The sequence below is a fragment of the Streptococcus parasanguinis genome (genome assembly GCF_047465465.1).
Taxonomy (GTDB): Bacteria; Bacillota; Bacilli; order Lactobacillales; family Streptococcaceae; genus Streptococcus; species Streptococcus parasanguinis_AI.
Genome location: NZ_JASGZU010000001.1, coordinates 79,795 through 101,510, shown reverse-complemented (window position 1 = coordinate 101,510; position 21,716 = coordinate 79,795). Strand labels below are relative to the sequence as shown.

Here is a 21,716-nt window from a genome sequence, read left to right as displayed (position 1 = left end):
TTCCTTTCTCCTATCTCCCCACTCTCAGTGGTTCAATCACCTCTTCGATCAGTTGGGTATAGGCTTCTTTGATTTGTTTTTTGTAGCTGAGTGGGTTGAGGGCGTCTGCTACTTCTGCCTTGTAGTCTTTGTAGCGTTGGCTCTTGGTCAGCTGGCTTTCGCCGGCTTGTTTTTTGGCGCCTTTGCGATAGTGTTGAATATAGTAGCGTAGCTCGTCGGCTCCGATATACCAGTGTTTGGCGAAGCTTACGATATGGCTATCGATGACGGATTCGATCATCTGGTCCAAGACACCAGTGATAGATCGTCCTCGGTAGCGTTCGGGCTCTTCTTGTACTTGGATCCAGAGATTTTGGATGATCTCCGCTAGGCTTGGATTGGTCCGGTTCAGGCTCTCGATATAGCTATCTACAGTTGCGATATCCTTGTCACTCAGGGTCTGCTCCTCATTTTCCTCCTGCTGAATCATACTCTGGATCAGCATCAGGATATAGGCATAGTTGATCTCATCGACTTGGACAGACTCCAGCTCATAGTGGATGTCTAGCTCATCTTGGCTGTCCACTTCTGGATCCCTGCTCTTGATCTCCGCCAGGATATTTTGATAGAGGCCCAGATAGGCTTCGAGCCGACTGTCACTGAGGCCTGTTTCCCGATAGATCTCTTCCTTATCGTACTCTGAATAGACGCGGATCGAGGCTTGGTACTTGTCAAAGACCTGATAGGCTTTAGCGACCTTGCGGAGCTGGGCTGTTGGAGCCTGCTCGAGGGCGACTCCTTCTTCTTCGAAGTCTGTGACTTGGTCTTTAAACTCTGCCCAGGCTTTTAAGAAGTTGCGCTTCTCTTCTTCCCAGCTTGGTGCCAGGACCTCATTTTCTCCTCCATTGGAGTAGAGCTTGAGGGCATTGTCGACAGCTTCCTTAAAGGCTTGAGGACGCTGGAAGGTGATGATATGGCCGAAGTGCTTCCTGTCATCAAAGATCCGATTGGTCCGGCTAAAGGCCTGGATCAAGTCCTGTGGACGCATAGGCTTGCGATCGATAAAGAGCGTAGAAAGACAAGGAGCATCAAAGCCGGTCAAGAGACGGTCAACCACGATAACCAAATCCAACTGCTCATTGCGGTAGAGATACTTGTCCTGCTTTCTAGCCAGGCGATTGTTGACATCGGTGTTAAAGCCTCGCAGATCCGCTAGGCTAAAATGTGTACCAAACTCTTGGTTGTAGTCCTCCATGACCTGCTTCATGTGGTCTTGGTAGCCGATAGACTCTTCCTCATTTTCAGACACTGAGTAGGTGATGGTGAATTTTGGAAAATCTGGTAAATGGCGTTTAACCCGCTCGGAGACTTTGACTCGCTCCTTGCCAGCGAGAATGCTTTTGAGCAGATTATAATAGGCCTGTGCTCGTGGGATGGACTTGACTGTCAAGATAGCTTCATAACTCTTTCCGACCCCTTTAGGGATATTGAGCTGTTGCTGGCTCTTATTGAGGATGGCATCGAGGACCTCTAGCATGTGCTCCTTGTCCTCATAGGCCTGGTCTGGAATTTCTTCTTCTAGGATATCCGAGATGATGGTGTTGCGGTAGTCAACCTTAAAGCCCAGAACCGCTCCATCATGGATGGCTTCCTTGACCGTGTATTCATGTAGGCGATCGCCATACTGTTGGTGGGTGGTCTGAGCCAGGTCACCCACTTGCTTGCGTTTGTTTTCCTTAAAGATCGGAGTCCCTGTAAAGCCATACCAGAGAGAGTTCTTGAAGTAGGCCTTGATCTCTTTTTGCGTCTGTGGGGTGACCGCCCGGTGGCACTCATCGACGACAAAGGCCACGCGCAGGTCCTTGATCTTCCCCGCATCTCGCTGGTACTTCCCTTCTTCAAACTTGCGCATCATGGTCGTGATTTTCTGGATGGTCGTGACCACCACGCGCTTGTCATTGCCCCCTAGGCGCTTGACCAGTTCATGGGTATTGTCCGTCTCGTCGATGTCGATGACATCATTGGCCGCATAAGAGAGGAAGGACGAGGTCGTCTGCTGGTCCAGATCTCTGCGGTCGACGACAAAGATGGTCTTTTGGATCGCTGGGATCTGCAAGAGATTGCGCGCCACCTTGTAAGAGGTCAGGGTCTTGCCTGATCCGGTCGTATGCCAGATATAGCCCGACTCTTGGCGGCGAGAGGCTTCCTGCACAGCTTCGATGGCATGGATCTGGTAGGGACGCAGGAGGATGAGGGCTTTCTTGCTATCGTCGATGACCGAGTACTGCATGACCATCTGGTGGGCCCGAGGGATGGAGAGAACCTCATGAGCAAAGCTGTTGAGATCGATCATGGGCTGGTTGTCCTTGTCCACCCACTTGGTCAGGAACTGCTTGTTTAGCTTGCTTTCCCTCGCTGCAGCGATATAGCGTGTGTCTACCTTATTGGTCACGACAAACATCTGTAAGCTCGAGTAAATACCACGGAACTTGCCTTCTCGGTCGTACTTCTTGATCTGATGAAAGGCATCTAGAAAGGCCACTCGTGGACTCTTGAGTTCGATATGGATGAGGGGCAGGCCATTGATCAGAAGGGTCGTATCGAGTCGTCGATCTTGGTCTAGCGGATAGGCCTTGTCGCGTTCGACTTGGTTGACCACTTCATAGCTCGACTTACCAGCTGCGATATTGTCCCGCCAGATGACAGCTAAGCGGATGGTCCCTAGACTGGCATCCTCACGTTGGACTTCAACCTTGGCGATGCCATTTTCACCAGCTAGCCACTTGGCCGCTTCATAATAGCTGACAAAGTTGAGCTGGTTCTTGATCTGGCGCTTTTCTTGGTTGGTCAAGGGATGGTCCGCCAACACGGCGACATTGTTTTGCGCCAGCTTGTCAAAGAAATTGTCCCACAACTGGTCTTCATTCTTGAGATCCTCTCGATAGGTCCACTGACTCTCTCCTGTTGTCAACTGCTGGATCAACTGTCTTTCGATCTCAAGTTCTGGAGTTGCTACTGCCTTCATCCGTCTATCCTTTTCCTGTGCATAATCTCCTATTATTATAGCATGTTTGGGAAAGAAATTAACGCTTTCAAAGCATTTTGTTGGGATTTGGCGCAAAAAAATGAACCTGGTCTGGTTCGTTTTTTCTTAGTCTAAATGGATCCCTTTTTCTGCTAGATTGTCCAGGCATTCTTGAAGGTAAGTATCCCTGTGCTCGGGATAGATGGGGGTGTTCAAGGCTTCCTCTTCCAGCTCTGGATAGGCTGGGCAGGTCTTGCCTCGGTAGGTCGGCTCCCACCACTCTGGGCTGACCTTGTAGCCACGAGCCGTCATCTCCTTCATGATCAGGCGGTGATAGGCATAGAGGCGATAGGGCGAGTAGTCAAAGACATAGTTGACCGTCGCGTGCTTCTTGCCCCAGCCATTGCCTCGAAGGGCGCAGCATTCCCGGTGTTGACCCAGGAGCTGGGGACGAGGGAGTTTGCTAATCAAGTCTTGGTGCCAGAGTCTCATCTATTGCCCTCCTAGTAGCGTCGAGTCTTGTAAGTAGTGATTAGGGTAGCGCTCAAGGAGCATCTGGATCCCCTCGATCAGATCCTCTTGGCTAGCTTGGCCATGCTGGTACTTCTCAAGTAGCAACATAAAGTCCGCCTTTTCCTCTGCAGTCGCCTGCTTTTTGAAATAGCCCCAAATATGCTGAAAGGCATTGGAGACTTGGCCACGATTTTCCGGCAGGGCTAGCGCTTGCTGGATTAGGTCCTCGACGTGGCTGACCTCTACCTGGTCTTGCTTGAGGTACTCCCGGATTTCCTTGTAGATATTACTCGAACGACTGAGCACCAGGTATTTATTTTTCGCCCATAGGACCTGACAGTGATGTTTTTGATCCACTCGTGTCTCCTTTTGATCTTCTCTATGAATAGTCCTCCCATTATACCATGGAAATGAGTGAAGTCATAAAAAAAGAAGCCAGACTTTTGTCCAGCTTTTTTAATTAATTACAAGGCTGTGATGGCTGTGATCAAACCAAAGATGATCCCTGGTGCATTGGCTGCAGCAAGTGGAATATCGCGTTCTTTTTTGAAGAGTCCGTAGTAAACCCAAAGGCTACAGTTGATGGCTGCGACAAGGGGTTGAACAAAGTTCCCTTTGTGACCTGCGAGGTTATCCATGATTTGTGGGAAGTAAGACACATACATCATAACAGACATAAAGGTCGCAACCCAACCAAGAATTTTCATTTGTTTTTCATTCATTTTGAAACTACCATTTCCTTTTCTTTTTTTAAAGTATGCACTATTCTACCTTTTGTCCTTTACAAATTCAAGTCTTTTTTTCAAATGTTACCGAACTGTAAAGTGTCACAATCTTGTGATTTTGCAGGAAGATGGATTTCTTTTCGAGAGAGTCTTCTCTCTAGTTGCCATTTTTTTGACACTTTGTCTAATTCTTTTGCAAATGTGATCGTTTTCATTTTGCGTAGCATGCAAATTAATTGCATTTTCTTCCTACTTATGCTATTTTAATACACAGAGGTAAAATTTTATGAATAAACAAAAAATCAACAAAATCGTTGGCTCGATCGGTGCCTTTATTGGGATTATCGTTTTCATTGCCTACATCCCACAAATTATTGCTAATTTACAGGGAAATAAGGCCCAACCTTTCCAACCCTTGTCAGCTGCTATTTCTTGCTTGATCTGGGTCATTTATGGTTGGACAAAGGAACCTAAAAAAGACTGGATTTTGATCATTCCGAATTCGGCAGGTGTCATCCTAGGGGGATTGACTTTCCTTACATCACTTTAATAGAAAGTGAACAAAGACTGAACTCTACGGGTTCAGTCTTTTTTGTGTATCCCTTTGAAAAACAAAAACAATCGCAGTCGGTTTTCGTACAAAAAAGCCCGCTATGAGCAAGCTAAAAAAATTGACAATTCTTTTCTTTGAATAACCTATGCTGGATTATTGTGCAAAAATATCCAAATAATATCTGATTATTATTAGAGTATATTGAAACTTTCCGCTGTGAGAAAAGTGCCTGAAAAAATTATGTTTCAGGCACTCGGAATTATTGAGACCTTAGGCTCAATAATTAGTCATGGAACTTCTTCGAAGTTCGCTGACGTCCGTACTCACCTAAGGAAAGTTTCTAATTTAATTTGAGTTTCTTTTCCTAAATCTGCACAATCTTACGATAACTCCGAGAGGTGATCCAAAAGACGATCAGGTAGGTGATAAGAAAGACAGCACAGACACTGAGGGTGACGACGAGGACTTGGCCACTATTAATCACGCCAAGGGCTTTGAGGATCAGGCGGATCATATGGTAGGCAAAGGCCAGGTGGACAAAGGCAAAGATGAGGGGAAGGAAGAAGACGGTCCGCACTTGACGGTTGATGGTCCGTTTGACCTCATCTTCATCAAGTCCCACCTGTTGGAGGATGACAAAGCGGTCACGGTCTTCATAGCCTTCTGAAATTTGCTTGTAGTAGATAACGATGACTGTTCCGACCATAAAGATCAATGACAAGAAAATACCGATAAAGAAGATGCCACCAAAGAGGCTATTCATTTCTCTCACATTATATGCTCGATTGCCTCCATAGACAAATGTTCCTTGGCCCTGTTGGCTGCTCAATTCATCGATCATCTTGTCATAGCTAGCTGCCAGCTTAAGTTGCTGGTCTTCGTCAACATTGACATTGAAACCACCATAGATTTGGGTAACGACAGCAAGGTTCGGAAACTTGGCAACAAAGGCTGAAAGGTCAGGTACGATCAGGTAATTGAAATCCTCCGTCAGCATGTTAAACATGTTTGGGACATGATCAGTGATAAAATCCTTGGTCACTTCTTCCTTGACTTGGAAGTCTTGCCCATTGATGGTGAACTGTTTCTGCCCTGTCAGAGCCTGGTTATGGGCAAAGAGAACGACTTGGTTGCCGGCCAGATCAACGTGTTCTCCGGTCATTTGCTCATAGCTAGCTGCATCAAAGACCAGAAAGACTGTTCTCGGTCTGACATCGCGTTCATCATCAGGATAGACCGTGAAGTCTGTGCCCTTTTGTGATTCGACCCCAAAGGTGGCATAGTTCACCAGGTCACGATTTTTGATCTCAAGATGATGCTCAGAAGCAAATTCATCAAACTTCTGGTTGATTTGCTCCAGGTCCACCCCTTTTCCTTGAATGGAGAAATCATGTGGATTCATGATTTTCTTGATCATTTCGCCACCGACATAGATGTTGGTGGCAGCAGAGATCGTCACCAGCACCATGGTCGAGAGGATGGCAATGGTCGCAAGGCCCACTGCATTTTTCTTCATGCGATAAATGAGGTTAGAGACCGAGATCATGTTGTTGGGTTGGTAATAATAGCCCTTCTTTTTCTTAAGCAGGTGCAAGAAGACGGTGATCCCAGCATTAAAGAGTAAGTAGGTCCCGATCATAACCAAGACAACGGCTAGAAAGAAGATCAAAATCGCAGACATGGGGTCTTTGACTGACAAAGCCAGGTAGTAGCCAAAACCGAGAGAGGCTAAGCCAATGATGGTTTGGGGCCACAAGAAGCGGGCTTTCTTTTCACCACTAACTTTCTCACGCGTCAACTGCAGGGCATTCAAACGGAGAATGCGCCAAGCATTGAGAAGGACCAAGAGGGCAAAGATGAGACCAAAGGTAACAAAGACTGCAATCACAATTCCAGGTTGGAAGGTAGATACCAGCTGGACCTTCATCTTCATCAGTTTCAAGAGAAAGGCAAAGATCAGCTTGTCAAAGAGGGCTCCGATCAAGACACCGCTTGAGATAGTCACAAAACCAAAAATAAAGAGTTCTTTGAAAATCATGCTGATGAGATGCCGCTTTTCAAGGCCCAGCATGCTGTAGATTCCCAGCTCCTTGGAGCGGTTTTTCATGACAAAGCTATTGGCATAGAGCACGATGATAGCTCCAGCAGCATTGACCACAAACAGTCCCAAGCCTAGGGTGAAGAGCATGGGAGATCCCCCTCGAAGCTCTTTAATGTGGGGATTAAAGGTCAGGGAGTCAAAGAGGTAGGCGATGGTCACTGCGAGAATGACTGCAATCGCAAAGGGATAATAGAGCTTGCGGTTCTTGATCAAATTGGAGCAAGCTAATTTAGTGGTTAATCGAAACATCTACCCCACCTCGCTTGCCATGACTGTCAGAGTATCTGATATTTCTTGGAACATCTGACGCTCTGTTTTTTCCCCGCGGAAGATCTGGTTGTAGAGAATTCCGTCCTTGATAAAGAGCACGCGCTTAGCCCGAGCTGCCGCTGCGCTTGAGTGGGTCACCATGAGAATGGTTTGGCCCATGGTATTGATGTCTTCAAAGACATCGAGCAACGCAGCCGAAGATTTGGAATCCAATGCCCCTGTTGGCTCATCCGCAAGGAGAATTTCAGGTGAGGTGATGATGGCCCGTGCTACAGCCACCCGTTGTTTTTGCCCACCAGAGATTTCGTAAGGGTATTTTTCAAGCAGTTGATGAATGCCCAACTCCCGACTGACGCTATCGACCTTACTCATCATTTCCTTGACGGATCTGCGTGAGAGGACCAGAGGGAGAAGGATATTGTCCTTGACAGACAAGGTATCCAGCAGGTTGAAGTCTTGAAAGACAAAGCCTAGTTTTTCCCGACGGAAGCTCGAAGCATCCTTGTTCTTGATGGTTGAAGTGTCGGTACCGTTGAGATAGACCCTCCCTTCGGTCGGCTGGTCCAGCATGGCTAGGATATTGAGGAGGGTCGATTTCCCGGATCCTGATTCTCCCATGATGGCGACGTATTCGCCTTTTTCCACGGTGAAGTGAATGTCTTTCAAGGCTTCGACCTGGGTTCCTTGGAAGCGGGTTTTGTAGATCTTTTTGATGTGTTGAACGTCTAGTAATGACATATTTTTCTCCTTTTACTAGTAGATCAAGAAAAATTCTTGGGTTTGTTGTAGGACTTGGCGACCAAATTCCGCCTTTTCCAGATCGGTTTGCTCATTTGGTTTCTTAATCTTTTTGGGTTGTTTCATCCATTTCAAGAGTTTCATTTTCTTGACCTCCTTCATTTGATGAGACTATTGTATAAAAAATAAAAGGCGGCTACCATAACCTAACCTTTCATTTTACCGTTTATTTCTTACATTTTTGTAAGATGGAGATTCTATGCCTCAAAATCACACGATCTAAGTAATGACAAAACTGCTATATCATTTATCTTTGCTTTATCTAATCTAACAGATTGATTCATTACGAGATTTTCATATATATTTCGAACAAATCTTCCATTCGAAAAGTTCTTCTCATCATTTAGTATACTTGTTTCGAAATAATTGATCAATTTCAATTTCAGATTGTCACTTAATCTATAGTCATCTTTTTGACACAGAAATTCTAATATTTTCAATAATTCATCTGGTATATAATTTCCAAATTCAATAAAGTAATTAAATCTAGATTTTAACCCTGGATTTGAAGAAAAGAACTGTTCCATTGGCTTTGTATAACCCGCAACAATCACAACTAAATCATCTCGGTAATCTTCTAAGGCCTTCGTTAATTCTGTTAGGCATTCTCTACCATAAGAATCTGAATTTTCATTTTCGGTAATACTATATGCCTCATCGATAAAAAGAACTCCTCCCTTAGCTTTCTCAATCACATTTTTGACTTTCATAGCAGTCTGTCCCTGATATCCTGCAATTAAATCTGTTCGTGAAACCTCAATAAAGTGACCTTTAGATAATAGACCGAGTTGTTTATACATTTTTCCAACAATACGAGCTACTGTTGTTTTTCCTGTTCCTGGGTTACCTGTAAATGCCATATGCAAAGTTCTATTGGGAATTTTCAGTCCCTTTTCTTTCCTTATCTTTTGTATTCTTTGATAGGAAATCAGATGATTAACTTCTTCTTTGACATTTTGTAAACCAACTAATCGGTCAAGTTCTTTTTTTAAATCATCAAGAGAGCATTCTTCCGTCACTTGCTCATTTTTGTTTTGTTTATAACCTTTTAGACTTACATAGCCTGCATATTTTAAAAGCGCTTCTGACAATTGATTTGCTAGAGTGGCGATCTTTTGAGAACCCTCTTGTTTTTCAATAACTAAGTATTGCAAAATATCAATGACTAATTTTTCAGAGTAATCATTTAGTAAAATAATTACTCGTTCAAGAAATTTTCCTTTGGAATCTGTCTGGATATCAAATTTTTTTGCTAGTTCAATTAATTCATCCTGATAACGGCTCATTTGCTTACCTCATCAATAAAATGATCAAAGTCACAACAGCAACTCCGGTAGCTATGCCTGTCAAAGCGAAAGAAGTTATTAGCTTATTCGATAGGATATTCACTTGGCCTTTTACAGCATCCAATTCATTCTTTAACTGATTAATTTCTGTGCTTTCATCCTTCAAATCACTAGAAGGTTTTTCCAATGTCTCAACCCTACTCTCAAGTTGTTCAATAAGACTGATAAGTTGACTAGAATCAATTTCAGATAATTGATTTGACACACTTTCTTTAAACTGTTTTAAGGCGATTAAGGTAGCTTTTTGTTTCTCAATCGTCTGATCAATTCGCTCTTGCTCTATTAAAATCTTTTCATTTGTTTTTTTGATCGCAGAAACAGAAGTTAGTATAGCCTGAATGTAATCCTTATCCAATGCTTCTAAGGCTTTATAAACTTCACCAAATTCTTCAATTAAGTTTTGATCACGATCATAAACCTTTGAAAAATATTTCTGAAGTTTTTCAATCAATGAATTAAGTTCTTTCCCAGTCACTCCGTGCTCAGACCACTCTATGCCAAAGATGTCTTCATGTGTACGAACTTTATCAAACTTTAACTCTTCTACATCTTGTTCAGCAAATTTTTTCAATTGTTCTTTTGCTGCATTAAAATCATGATTACTGACTTGTAAATCAAATTCCTTTTCCATAATAACTCCTAATCTGTTAACTCTGCCAACAAGGCGTCGATTTCTGTAAATTCATTGTCATTTTTTTCTTTTTCTTCAAGTAAGAAAGAAAGCTCATCCCGCATTATTTCTGCTGCTTGCTGATGTCGATCCCCCATTTGACTCAAAGACTTCATTTTATCCACTTGAACAAGCGCCATTCCAACCGCATTCATTTGGTCTTGTACAATCAGTTTATTATTGTATTTATCAATTTTTTTATTTGTTAATTCATCAATCTGCTTGTCGACAATCATTTGATCAATTAATTTCAAGACAAATGCACCGGCTATACCAGCTACTGTTGCCCCCATAAATGTACCGATCAGGCCAGACAAACTTCCTAGCAATGGAATTTCTACACCAAGTGGAGGAAAAATAGATAACAAAGTTGCTCCAATCGCACTACTTAAAACGATCGCTCCAGCAGCTGTTACTCCTGCAACAATAATTTTTCCTATCTCAAGCATTTTAACACTTGTACTTTTATTTTTATTTTCTGGATTTTTTAAATAGTCAATCGCATCGGTAAGAGATCGCCAACCTTGCTGAATAAATGTCCAAACTTGCATAAATGTTCCAACTACAGGCCCAATGATGGAAGTTGCTAACATGGTAACCATTGATTGCCCAACACCAAGAACATGATGAGAAAGATTGGACATAAAGTTTGAAATTGCTTCCTTTACTTTTGCAATGAAGGTTCCGAAATTCTTCTCTTTTTCACCTAACCAAGAAATAAACTTCTTAACAATTTCCCTCAAAAATTCTGTTAACAATTGAAGTACAGCAGCTTTTAAAGCTTTCCCTGTCACTTTCAAAGCCTCTTTACGTCGTGATTTTTTACCGGATTGTATTGCAATATTTTCATTCTCTGCTTTTCTATTTTTTAGTTCCTCTCTAGCCTCCTGATCATCTTTTTCTAATTGTTTTCTGTCAATATTAAAACGTTCTTCCGGCTTCAACCCATTCCTTTCAGAGTTCAAAAACTCTTTCATAGTTTTATCACCCTTGGACATATTTGCAGATGCATCTAAATCATGCAAGTTTTTAGAACTATTGGCAAATTCTTTAACTTGCTCTTTTGAGAAAAATGTAGCCATTTCAATATCATTTAGTTGTTCTTTAATAGAAACTGTATGATCTTTATGAATAGCAGCGGACCCCATATCTCTTCCCTTATCAAAAAATTTACGCGCATCCTTTTTTAGAACTCTTTCTCCTTTTTTATTAGTAGTAAAATTATCTTGCCACTTGTCATATCTTTCTTGATAATTAACATCTCGATTATGAGTTGCAAAGTTTCCTTTTTCAAAATTTTCAGCAGTTTGTATATGTGCTTCTTTTCGTAAATCTAGTTTTTGTCCGTTGTTATCTTTAATAAACTCTTCACCAATTTGGACTGCTAATTGATTTTGAACTTGATCCCAAATGATATCTTGAATAGCCTCTTCAAGATACTCGTTATTTTGTAATTTTTCTCTATCTTCCTCAATTGAAGAAAGTTCATCTAAAATATCATTTAACTCAACTTGAAGACTACTTTGTAAATCCATCAAATCGCCATATTCTAATTCATTATTAGTAATCTCTAATATTTCATTTTTATTTTCCATAATAATCCCTTTTTCCTAATCCATGACCAACTTCTTCTCTTCAAAGCGAATAGCGACGGTTGTGCCTTGCCCAACCTCTGAGTGGAGGCTAATCTTGTGGCCCAATTGCTCTGCAATTTTCTTAGACAGATAGAGCCCCAGCCCTGAGGATTGCTGGGTCATGTGGCCATTGTAACCGGAGAAGCCCCGCTCAAAGACACGGAGGACATCGCTATTTTTGATTCCAATCCCGCTGTCTTTTAAATAGAGGGTCTGGTCCTTGAAATAGATCTCAATTCCACCTGTACTGGTATACTTGAGGCTATTGGACAAGAGTTGCTCGATGATCACCAAAAGCCACTTGCGATCGGTAATGACGGCGACATCCAAATCATGCAGGTTCACTGCCAAGTTCTTTTGGATAAAAAAGAGGGCATATTTGCGGACCACTTCTTTGACCAAGTCCTCTAGCGACACGCGCTTTAAGACCAGATCGTCATGAAAACTCTCCAGTCGCAGGTACTGCAGAACCAGATTGGCATAGGAATCAATCTTGAAAAGCTCCTGCTCCATCTGCTGCTTGACAATAGGTGTCTCGACATCTTGGACCAAGAGCTGGCTAGCTGCAATGGGCGTCTTAATCTGGTGAACCCAGAGGGTGTAGTAATCCATCAGGTCATTGAACTTGGCCTGGGCTACTTTGCCTTGCTCCAGGCGCGCCTGCTGTTCTTCTGTATATTTTTCATAAAGGAGATGTTCCAGTGGTGAGGCAAGCTCTATTTCCTCATACAGCAAAGCTTTGCGGTACTCCTGAAAGGTCATAGCGAAATCCCAGATCAAGATACAGAGTGTAAAAAATCCTAGCATCAGAGTCGCATAGAGGAAAACCGTCCCCGTCTCTGGAAAGAGAAAGGCAAAAACCAAATCGACCATCAAAAAGATGACTACTAGATAGAGCAGGCGCCTGCGGGATACCACATACTGCCAAAAGATGTTCCCATATTTATTCATGGATTAACCCATAACCGATGCCTTTCTTGGTTTCGATGAAGTTTGACAAGCCAACCTCTTCTAATTTCTTTCGAAGGCGGGCCACATTGACAGACAAGGTATTGTCATCAATAAAGAAGTCGCTATTCCAGAGCTCTTTCATTATATCATCGCGCGCCACGATACTGCCCGCATGCTCAAACAGGACGCGCAGGATCTGAAATTCATTCTTGGTCAGATTAATGACTTCCCCTTCATAGACTAAATCCATGGACTTAAGATTGAGGATGGCTCCTCGATGCTCCAACAGATTTTGATCCGTCCCGAACTCATAGGAGCGGCGCAAGAGGCCTTGGACTTTGGCAAGGAGGACATTTTGGTCAAAGGGCTTGGTGACAAAGTCGTCTCCACCCATATTGATGGCCATGACAATATCCATGGCTTGATCCCGTGAAGAAAGAAACATGATCGGAACCTTTGAAACCTTGCGAATCTCTTGGCACCAGTGGTAGCCATTGTAGAGAGGCAGGCCAATATCCATGAGGATCAAGTGGGGGTCACTTTCGACAAAGATCCCGAGGACATCCATAAAATCCTCTACTGCGACCACTTCATAGCCCCATTGTTCCAATAATTGTTTGACCTGTTGGCGGATAATTTCATCGTCTTCCACTAAGAGAATTTTATGCATGGCTTTCTTTCCTTCTTTTTTTCTTCTTCCTATTATAACAGATTAAACAGCAGAGAAAAAGGCTGTTTCAGAGGGAAAGAAAAGCTGGGGCCTACTTTCTTGATGGGAGGCGCTTTTTCTACATCCATTTTTGTGCTATACTGAAAGAAATAAGACACGGGAGGCACAGATGTCGACGATTTTTGATTACCTAAAAGAAGTGACCTACGATTCTATATATGACCGTCCCTTCAATGAACTGGATGTTCTCGCATTGACAGAGCTGACCTATCTACCCTTTGGACATATTGTGCCTCAAGGAGATACAACAGGGATTCCAGTGCGCCTGTCTGATGCGATGGAACTGATCGACCGGACAACCGATTTCATCGTGAGTAACCAGCACCTGCAATTAGTCGATGGCTTGGCTACTTCAAAGCGCTTTAAGAACATCAAACTCCTCAACTATGTCGATGAGTACGATCCCGATGTGCAAAAACAGTTCGCGGCCATGACCTATCGGCTTAGTCTGGATGCGTATTTGGTCGTTTTCAGAGGGACTGATGATACCTTGATCGGCTGGAAGGAAGATTTCCACATGACCTATATGGACCATGTACCAGCTCAGAAACGCGCAGCCAGCTACCTGCACCATGTCATGAAGGAATTTCCAAAAGGACGTTTCTTGGTGGCTGGTCACTCCAAAGGGGGAAATCTCGCAACCTATGCCTGCTCGTATCTACCTGATTCCTTATTTGAACGGGTCGACGCCATCTACAGCTACGATGCTCCTGGCCTCAACAAGGCCATCATCGAAACCGAAGGCTACCAGCGCACGTCTCCATACATTCGTCGCTTTGTCCCTCAGGGATCCATCGTTGGTATGATGTTGGAAGTGCCGGAACCGACGACCATTGTCAAGAGTCGCGCCTTGGGTGGCTTTGCCCAGCATGACGCCTTCACTTGGGAAATCAAGGACTACAGCTTTGTGACCGTTTCAGAAACCAGTCCAGATAGCCAGCAGACCGATCTGACCTTGAAGCAATGGGTTCGCGAAACATCGGCAGAGGAGCGTAAGAAGTTTTTTGACACCTTTTTTGGCATTTTTCTGGATGCCGGCATCACTTCCATCAATGACCTAACCGATCTCAAACAGCTAGCCAAGGCCAAGGAAATCCTCCAAAATGCCCAGGATTTGGATCCAACCGAGCGGGAAATGCTGGAACGCTTGGCCAAGCAGCTCATCGACACCCGCTTTCAAGCTTGGAAAAAATGGCAGACGGTCCCCCGCATCCTGGTTCAAATGGCCGCATTTTTCAAGCGAAAAAAAACAGTAGAGCTTTCCTCGCCACTGCTCTTAGAACACAAGGAGTGAGGCTCAACAACTGAAAAAAGAGACAACTTCTTCTATTCACTAAAACGCAAAAAGAGAGTGGGACAGAAATCGGTAATTCGTTAGATTTCGATTTCGTCGTCCCACCTCCGCACAGTTGAGTAGGGCTGTAAAAGCTGATGAAATCAGCGTATTAGAGCCCACTCAACCACTGCGTCTTGCTCGACAATCCAAAAATAATCGAGAGGCTAGGACTTTTGTCCCAGCCTCTTTTCTATTTTCTATTGGTCCTGAGAAGATGGAGCATCTGGCGTGCCTTCTTCTATGGAAGTTGGGCTTGCAGGCTCTGTTTCTGTCTCAGTTGTGACAGGCTTGCTTCCTTCTGAAGCTACTGCTGCTTTTTCTACCGGAGTTTCTGTAGCTACAGGCGTTTCAGTTGTGGTAGCTGGTTTGGTCACTTCGGTTGCAGATGGCATTGCTGCTAACTCTGCCTGAAAGGCTTGGATAGCCTGTAGTAAGGCTGCCTTGTCACTCTTTGGATTAGCCAATTGGTCAAAGAGAGCTTCTAAGCGATCAAATACAGCATCACTAGCCCCCTTTTCCTGCAATTGTTGGTGAAGCGCCATCAATTGGTTATAGAGCTGTTGATAAAGGGCGACATCCCCAATCTGAGGCTCTTCTGTTTGCTTTTGTTTTTGCTTTTCAATGGTGTCACTGATTTCGCGTAACAGAGCTTGTCCACTTGCAATAGCCTTGTCTGGATCCGTCTCATTTCCAAGCTGAGCCAAACTTGCTTCAAAGGCAGTTCGTTTGGCCTGGTCTTCGACTTGTGGCAAGAGCGACTGGATTTGCTCTGAGAGGGCTGTCAGGATGCTGGTTCGTTGACGGGATTCTGTCGCCTTGTCCAACTCTCCATATAAGCCCTTGAGGAAATCATAGACCGCTAAGTTATAAGATGGGGCCTGACTTCCTTTTTGATCCAAAACTGTTTTTTCAATAGGATAGGTTTGGCCTTTCTCTTGAGAGAAGAGCTGGTCAATTGCCTGCTTGGTTTGGTAGAGTTCCATGAAGTGAGCCTTGGAATCCCAGGCTTCTTCAAAGGCTTGGGCCCGATAGAGTTTCAAAGCTAGATCTGCCGCCTTGGTGCGCAATTCTGGTGTCAAGCGCGTATCGCTCAAGCTTTGATAGAAGTACTTGAGATAGTCGACCGAGGTCACACCCGTCCGATCCTGCATCTCCTGAACAGCTTCTAATAACTTCCCTTCCTGCTCTAGACGCTTGCTGTCCTTGGCAGCATAGGCTTCCTGCAGTTGAGAGACCAACTCTTCCTTCTTCAATTGGAAGGCTTCTGTGTCTAGCAAGCGCACTTGTTCCAGCAACTCTTGGTAACGACGATCCAAGGCTGTCTCTTCTTTTGGTTTGACCGCTTGGGTCGCATGAATGTACTGCTCATCAACCTGTTTGAGACTAGCTAGATAGCCCTCTGTTGAGTTACTTGGGAAACTCTTGACATTTTCCAAGAAGTGGCCCAAGATGAGCTCAATCCGTCTTTGTTGCAATGGATCAGAAGCATAGAGACTGCGGCTTTCTGCTAAGAGCTGGTTGACCCTGTTCTCTACGACTTTCTTGTCCAAGTCTCCTTTTTTGTAAGGAGATTGGATGGTTGGAAGACGGTGAGCTAAGTAGTCTGCTAGTCCTGCTGAACGCACCTTGATGTAGTGGTTGTGATCGCCATGCGGGATGACAAACTGACCATTTTCAATCTGGAGGCTATAAGGAGAAATCCCTGAACGAAGGGCTGTTGCATAGAGTTCATTGATAAAGTCTAGTTCAGGATTGCCAGTTTCAAGTGGGATGCGGACATGTTCCTTCCGAACAGCATAAGGATGGATGTGGGTCGGATCGTATTCTTGGTCTGGATTGTTAAAGACAAAGAAACCATTGGAAATCTTAATGGCCTCGCGAGGGACACCATAGGTCTTGCTGATGTACTGGATCTTTTCCTCATCTGAGGCATCACGAGAATAGGTCGCAACATCATCTGTCAGGGGCTGTCCCTTGTCCTCTTCTTTCTTGCCAGCTAGAGTTGCCTCCGCTGCTGCAATCTCTTGAGGAGAGAGGTCTTTTTTATAGAAATAATGGGCATGATTGCCATGAGCGACCATATAACCTTCCTCGTCCTTGCTGATGACCTTGTCTGCGTGGAAGCCATGATCGTGCTCCTCATTGTGATCGTGACTGTCGCCATGCTCATGATCATGCTCATGGTCAATTGGTTTTGTGCTTGGATTTGAAGGCAACCTTGGACTTACTTCTGTTGGACTACTAGATCCTTGAGCACGAAGCAATTGGAATTGCCGTGCCAACTCACGCTCTAAAGGCGATAGGGAGCTGTAAGGGATAAAGTGGAAATGATCCCCATGAGGGTAGACAATCCCTTGATCGGTCCACTTGGTAATCTTACTTGGATCAAAGACAGAACCATCAGACTCCACATGACGAGAAGACAACGGGGCTTTCTGCAATTCTTCGATCAAGTTGGTCAGGGTTGGACTCGGTTTGGAGGCAGTCGGTTTAGACGTCGTTGGGGTTGTCTGTGTATTGGTTGGACCGGCTGACGGCTGGTTGCTCTCTTGTTTCCCTATGCTTGGAGAGGCTTGATCTGGAGTTCCTTGCCCTTGTTCTGTACTTGCTCCAGCTAGGCGTGAGTTTCCAGCCTGATGGCCAGCTTGACCACCTAAGACAGAGAGGGCTGCTGCTAACTCTCCAGCAGATAAGGCACTCTTTGGAATATAATGGAAATGGCCGCCATGGGGTACAATAAAGCCGTCCCCTGTATCTGAAATGACATCTCCAGGGCTAAAGACATAACCATCGTCCGTACGGTAGCCACCACCTGTATGGTTCTTAGCCGTCAGCATCTCAAGAGTCTTTCCTTCTTTCAGCGCTTGACTCGGTTGACGGAAATCACGGGTCTTGCCTGCCTTGTGCGAGGAGCTCGCTTGCACCGATCCCGTCTCCCCTTCTTCTTTTGCGCCTCCCTTTTGCTGTTGAGCGATCTCTTCGATCGAGCGCACATTGACTGTATGTTGGGCATCCTTTAAGTAGAGATAGTATTTCCCAGCGCGTTTGATAATATAGCCATCCTTGACCTTGCTCACGATATCCGCTTCTTGCAGCTGGTAAGTTGGATCCCGCAAAATCAACTCTTCACTAAAGATGGCATCAAATGGAACCTTGCCACTGTAGTAATGAAAATGATCCCCATGAGAAGTGACAAAGCCTTCATCTGTAATCTTAATGACAATCTGCTCTGCCTGGGTCTTTTCCTTGGCATTGACCGCTTCGATGCTGTCTTCCTTTTTACTGGAGGCAGACGATGACGATTTCTTGTCCGCTTGCAAATACTGAATCTGATTCTTTTTCTCTTCCTTGACTTGTGGTTGCTGACTGAGCGCATAGGCACAGAGTCCTAGCCCCAAAGTCGCTACAATTCCAATCGTTCCCTTTTTCTTCATTCTTGATTTACTCCTCTAATTCCTTGGCTAAAGTCGCCATATTTTCTTCTAAATTTTCTAATAGATCCTTATCATTTTGTGGATCAGCTTCCAGTGGATCCAGAACCTTAACACGCGCCCCTGTTGCCTTGGCGATACTATCTGCCACCTTTGACGACGTGTGCTTTTCCACAAAGATCGTTTTCACCTTGTAGTCTTTGACAAACTGCTGGATCTCGGCCAATTGCCGAGCGGTCGGTTCTTGCTCTGGGGAAATCCCAGCAATCCCTAACTGCTTGAGACCAAAGCGTTTGGCCAGATAAGAAAAGGCCGTATGCTGGGTCACAAAAGTCTTTTGTTTGGCCTTGTCAAAGAGAGGCTGGTAGTGGGCTACCAGGTCCTCACAGCGCTTTTCAAGCTTTTGAGCATTGGCCTGATAGCGCTCCTTGTTCTTTGGATCGATCTCTCCCAAGCGCTGGGCAATGATCTTTCCTTCCTCTGCGATTTTTACAGGATCCAACCAAGTATGCGGATCATATAAATGCTTGGCTTCTTTTCCCTGACCAGCTTCGACATCCTCTAATCCAGCCACCTTATCAAGGGTCATTCCTTGGCTGCCTTCGATCACTCGCAACTTGGAACCTTGAAGATTGGGATCTAAGCGACCGGCCCAAGATTCCAGGGTCTGAGAATGATAGACAAATACATCCGCATCATAAATCTGGGCCACTTCCTTGGTTGAGGGTTCATAATCATGGATCCCTGCACCTGACTGAACCATCCAGATGTCATTTTGATCGCCAGAGATTTCCTTGACCAGGGCATAGATAGGATAAAAACTCGTGACAATTTTAAGACCTTTTTTAGAAGGCGGCTTGCCCGCATTTCCTTGACTTCCACAAGCTGTCAGCAGAAAGAAACCGAGAAACAAGAGTCCCAGAACCTTCATTCTTCTCCAATTCATCCTTCACCTCTTTTTCATTTTTATTAACCAGTTTATTAATCGGTTAATTAACTAGTTAATAATACTGCGAATCATTTGCTTTGTCAAGCCTTTTTTACATTTTTTTCCTTTTAATGTTAGGAACTAGCATTCTGCAAATAGATAGCTGCCTTTTAGACAGTAAAAAAGTTTGAGACAAAGCTGTCTCAAACTTTTTATTGACGGTAGAAATATTGATCAGCCGGGTAGTTGCCTGCAGATTGAGTGACCACTAGACGTGGCTTGCTGGTATCAGACTGGTCTCCATCTGGATTTTGGAAACCAATTTTCAGCAGTCCAATCGCAGCACCAGTCTCACCCATCTTCATCTCAACATAAGGGATCTTGCTCTTCTTATCCGAATCCGCAACAGCCTTGAGGCTACCTTGACCCTTAACTTTTCCGTCTGCTTGGATGACGATTTCAGCCCCTTTGCCATTGCGCCAGGTTCCAGCTAAGCTTGAGAAGTCGCCTCCGTTAATGGCCGCAATATCCAAGTCTTTCTCTTTTTTCGGTTGCGGGTAGGCTTTCCACCACTCTAGATGGTAATCACGGTAGGCCACGTCACCAAAGAGAATCCGACGTTCTTGGGAAGCTACTCCATCAGGACCTGTCACACCCGCTGGGATTAAGTACAAGGTTTGCTCTTGCCCTTGGATCGCAGTCCCATTTGCCCCTGTGAAATAAACTTCATAATAGCCTTTTCGCTTCTTGGGCTCTTTTTCTTTATTGAACAAGTAACTTGCCCGAGTGCCTCCACTCCAGAAAGTCCAGCCAGTCTCCCCATTTACAATACTTGGAAAGGCATTGGTCTTGTTTTGGTAATACTCTTCTGGAGTATAGCCATAAAGTTTAAAACCTGAATCTGCAATTTCCTTTTCATAGGTATCATTGGAATAAGCACCTTCAAACGGTGAGAGATTGCCATCAAGGACGATATCATTTGGATCTGTCGATTTGAAAAAATCCTCCCGATTGGCAAAGACCATCTCGTGGTCGGGATTTTTGTCAGACATGGTGACCGTTATCAAAGGCTTCTTATCTGTCTTGTATTTGAAAACACGAACAGTGACTGTAAAGTCTGTATTGCCATCGGACTTTTTCATCTTGCCTGTCGAAACTTTGTTAGACCCTTCGACCTTCCAATCCGTGCTAAATTCAGCAGATACCTTGCCGTCAGCTGTTTGGTAATCGATCTTCCAGGCCTTGCCTTTTTTCTCGATTTTGGCTTCATCCCGTTCATTTGAGACATAGTCACCACTCAAGTCAATAGCTTTTTCCTTTGGCTTGGTGACCTTCTTGCTGGTCTGCTTAAATTCCTTTTGATGGTCTGGTTGGATGTTGGAGCTAGAGTAGAGATAGACTCCACCGATCAGAACAACTGCTCCGACCAGCCCCAAAATCGGCCCCAGGTATTTTTTCTTCCACTTAAGATTCATTTTACTACCTCCATGGAATAAGATCTTTACACTAGTATACCCTAAATCGAAAGTATAGTAAAATTCCCCTCTATGTAGTGGTTTCCCAGGTTTGAACTGACTAGTTTGAGTAGAAAATACCTGTTTCTCAAAAATAATATTTTGTTTATCATTATTTTTTTATCGTTTTTCGATACTTTTTTATTGACTAATTTTTTATAAGGAGTATACTATAAGTGAAAAATAAATAAACTTCAAGGAGGCTTGCGATGAAAAACTCAAAAACCTTAAAAAATGTCATTGAAGTCTTAACGGCTTTCATTTACTTCTGTGGCTTTATGACCGTGGCTGCATTGGTCGTCCATCTGCTTTCCCGCATGGGCCTTTTCAAAGATCTCATTCAATCAGGTCGCTTGTCCTTTGATGCGAATGGCATCCAGCTCTTTCCCAAACATCCACAACCTCTCTGGCAGCTGCTCTTCCCACTAGCCTCAAGCGCTATCTATATTTACCTTCTCATCACCATTCGCAGCTTCCTCCAAAATCTCTACCAAGAAAAGATCTTTTCTCACTCCAACATTGATCTTTGCAACCGAGCTTGGAAGATTCTCTTGGTCTTGTCCTTTATGTCTGGCACACTTGAAACCAGTGGAAATGCTTATCTCCTTCCCTTTACTTTCCAATTTACCTTTAACACAGGGCTTCTCCTTGCCGTTCCAATCGTCTGGGTCTCTGGCAAGATTCTGGAGAGAGGTATTGAGATTGCTGAAGAAAATGAGCTAACCATTTAAGGAGGGTGCCATGATTATCGTCAATCTAGATGTCATGCTGGCCAAGCGGAAAATGAAATCCAATGAGCTAGCCGACAAAATCGGCATCACGACTGCTAACCTCTCCATCCTCAAAACCGGCAAGGCCAAAGCCATCCGCTTCACCACCCTTGAAGCCATCTGCAAAGAACTCGACTGCCAGCCAGGAGATATCTTGGAATACCGGCCGGATGAATAGGGACTATATTCGGAGACTTTCCTTAGGTGAGGACGGACGGTAGCGAATCCCTTTGGGATTCCATACCTAAGATTTGAGCCCACTGTCTCAAATCTTCCGAGAGTCTGAAACGATACCGTTTCAGACTCTTTTCTCACTGCGGAAGTCTCCGTTAACACCCATTACTAATAGGACTCATCTACCATCCTTGTAAAATTCAATGATGGGAACCATATCAATACAAGAAAAGCACTCCCGCGGGAGTGCTTGAGAGTGTAGACAATC

At 44.2% G+C, this 21,716-nt stretch carries 19 protein-coding genes; 4 read left to right on the top strand and 15 right to left on the bottom strand.

What is annotated here, in order from left to right:
- Window positions 1-10 precede the first annotated feature (10 nt).
- From QM351_RS00570 to QM351_RS00555, 4 genes are all read right to left on the bottom strand, one after another.
- Window positions 11-3,004 carry a type I restriction endonuclease subunit R gene (locus QM351_RS00570; RefSeq protein WP_414326114.1) on the bottom strand — a complete coding sequence of 998 codons (2,994 nt, stop codon included), beginning with the start codon at window positions 3,002-3,004 and terminating at the stop codon, window positions 11-13.
- 126 nt (window positions 3,005-3,130) lie between these two features.
- The gene (locus tag QM351_RS00565) at window positions 3,131-3,496 is read right to left on the bottom strand and encodes a TIGR02328 family protein (protein ID WP_414326112.1); all 366 of its coding nucleotides are present in this window, start codon (window positions 3,494-3,496) and stop codon (window positions 3,131-3,133) included.
- Window positions 3,497-3,874: a YbgA family protein gene (locus QM351_RS00560; RefSeq protein WP_414326110.1), complete on the bottom strand. Its 378-nt coding sequence runs from the start codon at window positions 3,872-3,874 to the stop codon at window positions 3,497-3,499. It abuts the gene before it with no gap.
- A gap of 107 nt (window positions 3,875-3,981) precedes the next feature.
- Complete coding sequence (locus QM351_RS00555; protein WP_003006102.1) at window positions 3,982-4,239, bottom strand: SemiSWEET family transporter; 258 nt, start codon at window positions 4,237-4,239, stop codon at window positions 3,982-3,984.
- Between the two features lie 289 nt (window positions 4,240-4,528).
- On the opposite strand from QM351_RS00555, the gene QM351_RS00550 reads away from it, so the two are divergent.
- The gene (locus QM351_RS00550) at window positions 4,529-4,792 is read left to right on the top strand and encodes a SemiSWEET family transporter (protein ID WP_006596747.1); all 264 of its coding nucleotides are present in this window, start codon (window positions 4,529-4,531) and stop codon (window positions 4,790-4,792) included.
- 367 nt (window positions 4,793-5,159) lie between these two features.
- Here QM351_RS00550 and QM351_RS00545 read toward each other — a convergent pair whose 3' ends face one another.
- The 8 genes from QM351_RS00545 to QM351_RS00510 form a co-directional block, all read right to left on the bottom strand.
- A complete protein-coding gene (locus tag QM351_RS00545; protein ID WP_414326108.1) occupies window positions 5,160-7,145 on the bottom strand; it encodes an FtsX-like permease family protein in 1,986 nt (661 codons plus the stop codon).
- The gene (locus tag QM351_RS00540) at window positions 7,146-7,904 is read right to left on the bottom strand and encodes an ABC transporter ATP-binding protein (RefSeq protein WP_414326106.1); all 759 of its coding nucleotides are present in this window, start codon (window positions 7,902-7,904) and stop codon (window positions 7,146-7,148) included.
- Window positions 7,905-7,919: 15 nt separating this feature from the next.
- Window positions 7,920-8,048, bottom strand: a complete 129-nt coding sequence (locus QM351_RS00535; protein ID WP_414326104.1) for a hypothetical protein — start codon at window positions 8,046-8,048, stop codon at window positions 7,920-7,922.
- 113 nt (window positions 8,049-8,161) lie between these two features.
- On the bottom strand, window positions 8,162-9,250 hold the full coding sequence (locus QM351_RS00530) for an AAA family ATPase (RefSeq protein ID WP_414326102.1): 1,089 nt from the start codon (window positions 9,248-9,250) through the stop codon (window positions 8,162-8,164).
- Between the two features lie 4 nt (window positions 9,251-9,254).
- Entirely contained in the window at window positions 9,255-9,941 is a 687-nt protein-coding gene (locus tag QM351_RS00525; protein WP_049505920.1) for a hypothetical protein, read from the bottom strand.
- Window positions 9,942-9,949: 8 nt separating this feature from the next.
- Complete coding sequence (locus QM351_RS00520) at window positions 9,950-11,575, bottom strand: hypothetical protein (protein WP_070450363.1); 1,626 nt, start codon at window positions 11,573-11,575, stop codon at window positions 9,950-9,952.
- Between the two features lie 15 nt (window positions 11,576-11,590).
- Window positions 11,591-12,565, bottom strand: a complete 975-nt coding sequence (locus QM351_RS00515; RefSeq protein WP_414326099.1) for a sensor histidine kinase — start codon at window positions 12,563-12,565, stop codon at window positions 11,591-11,593.
- On the bottom strand, window positions 12,558-13,235 hold the full coding sequence (locus QM351_RS00510) for a response regulator transcription factor (RefSeq protein WP_414326097.1): 678 nt from the start codon (window positions 13,233-13,235) through the stop codon (window positions 12,558-12,560). Before QM351_RS00510 ends, QM351_RS00515 begins: the two co-directional genes overlap by 8 nt.
- 169 nt (window positions 13,236-13,404) lie before the next feature.
- Between QM351_RS00510 and QM351_RS00505 the strand changes: the two genes are divergently transcribed.
- Window positions 13,405-14,589: a DUF2974 domain-containing protein gene (locus QM351_RS00505; RefSeq protein ID WP_414326095.1), complete on the top strand. Its 1,185-nt coding sequence runs from the start codon at window positions 13,405-13,407 to the stop codon at window positions 14,587-14,589.
- Between the two features lie 239 nt (window positions 14,590-14,828).
- On the opposite strand, the gene QM351_RS00500 is transcribed toward QM351_RS00505, so the two are convergent.
- The 3 genes from QM351_RS00500 to QM351_RS00490 all read right to left on the bottom strand — a co-directional run bounded on the left by QM351_RS00500 (window position 14,829) and on the right by QM351_RS00490 (window position 20,465).
- A complete protein-coding gene (locus QM351_RS00500) occupies window positions 14,829-18,065 on the bottom strand; it encodes a pneumococcal-type histidine triad protein (RefSeq protein ID WP_414326093.1) in 3,237 nt (1,078 codons plus the stop codon).
- A 7-nt stretch (window positions 18,066-18,072) separates the two neighbouring features.
- Window positions 18,073-19,008, bottom strand: a complete 936-nt coding sequence (locus QM351_RS00495; protein ID WP_414326091.1) for a metal ABC transporter solute-binding protein, Zn/Mn family — start codon at window positions 19,006-19,008, stop codon at window positions 18,073-18,075.
- Window positions 19,009-19,202: 194 nt separating this feature from the next.
- Entirely contained in the window at window positions 19,203-20,465 is a 1,263-nt protein-coding gene (locus QM351_RS00490; protein ID WP_414326089.1) for a DUF6287 domain-containing protein, read from the bottom strand.
- Between the two features lie 248 nt (window positions 20,466-20,713).
- On the opposite strand from QM351_RS00490, the gene QM351_RS00485 reads away from it, so the two are divergent.
- Both QM351_RS00485 and QM351_RS00480 read left to right on the top strand, forming a co-directional pair.
- Complete coding sequence (locus QM351_RS00485) at window positions 20,714-21,235, top strand: DUF2975 domain-containing protein (RefSeq protein ID WP_004219979.1); 522 nt, start codon at window positions 20,714-20,716, stop codon at window positions 21,233-21,235.
- A gap of 10 nt (window positions 21,236-21,245) precedes the next feature.
- Complete coding sequence (locus QM351_RS00480; RefSeq protein ID WP_003006064.1) at window positions 21,246-21,452, top strand: helix-turn-helix domain-containing protein; 207 nt, start codon at window positions 21,246-21,248, stop codon at window positions 21,450-21,452.
- Window positions 21,453-21,716: the final 264 nt, after the last annotated feature.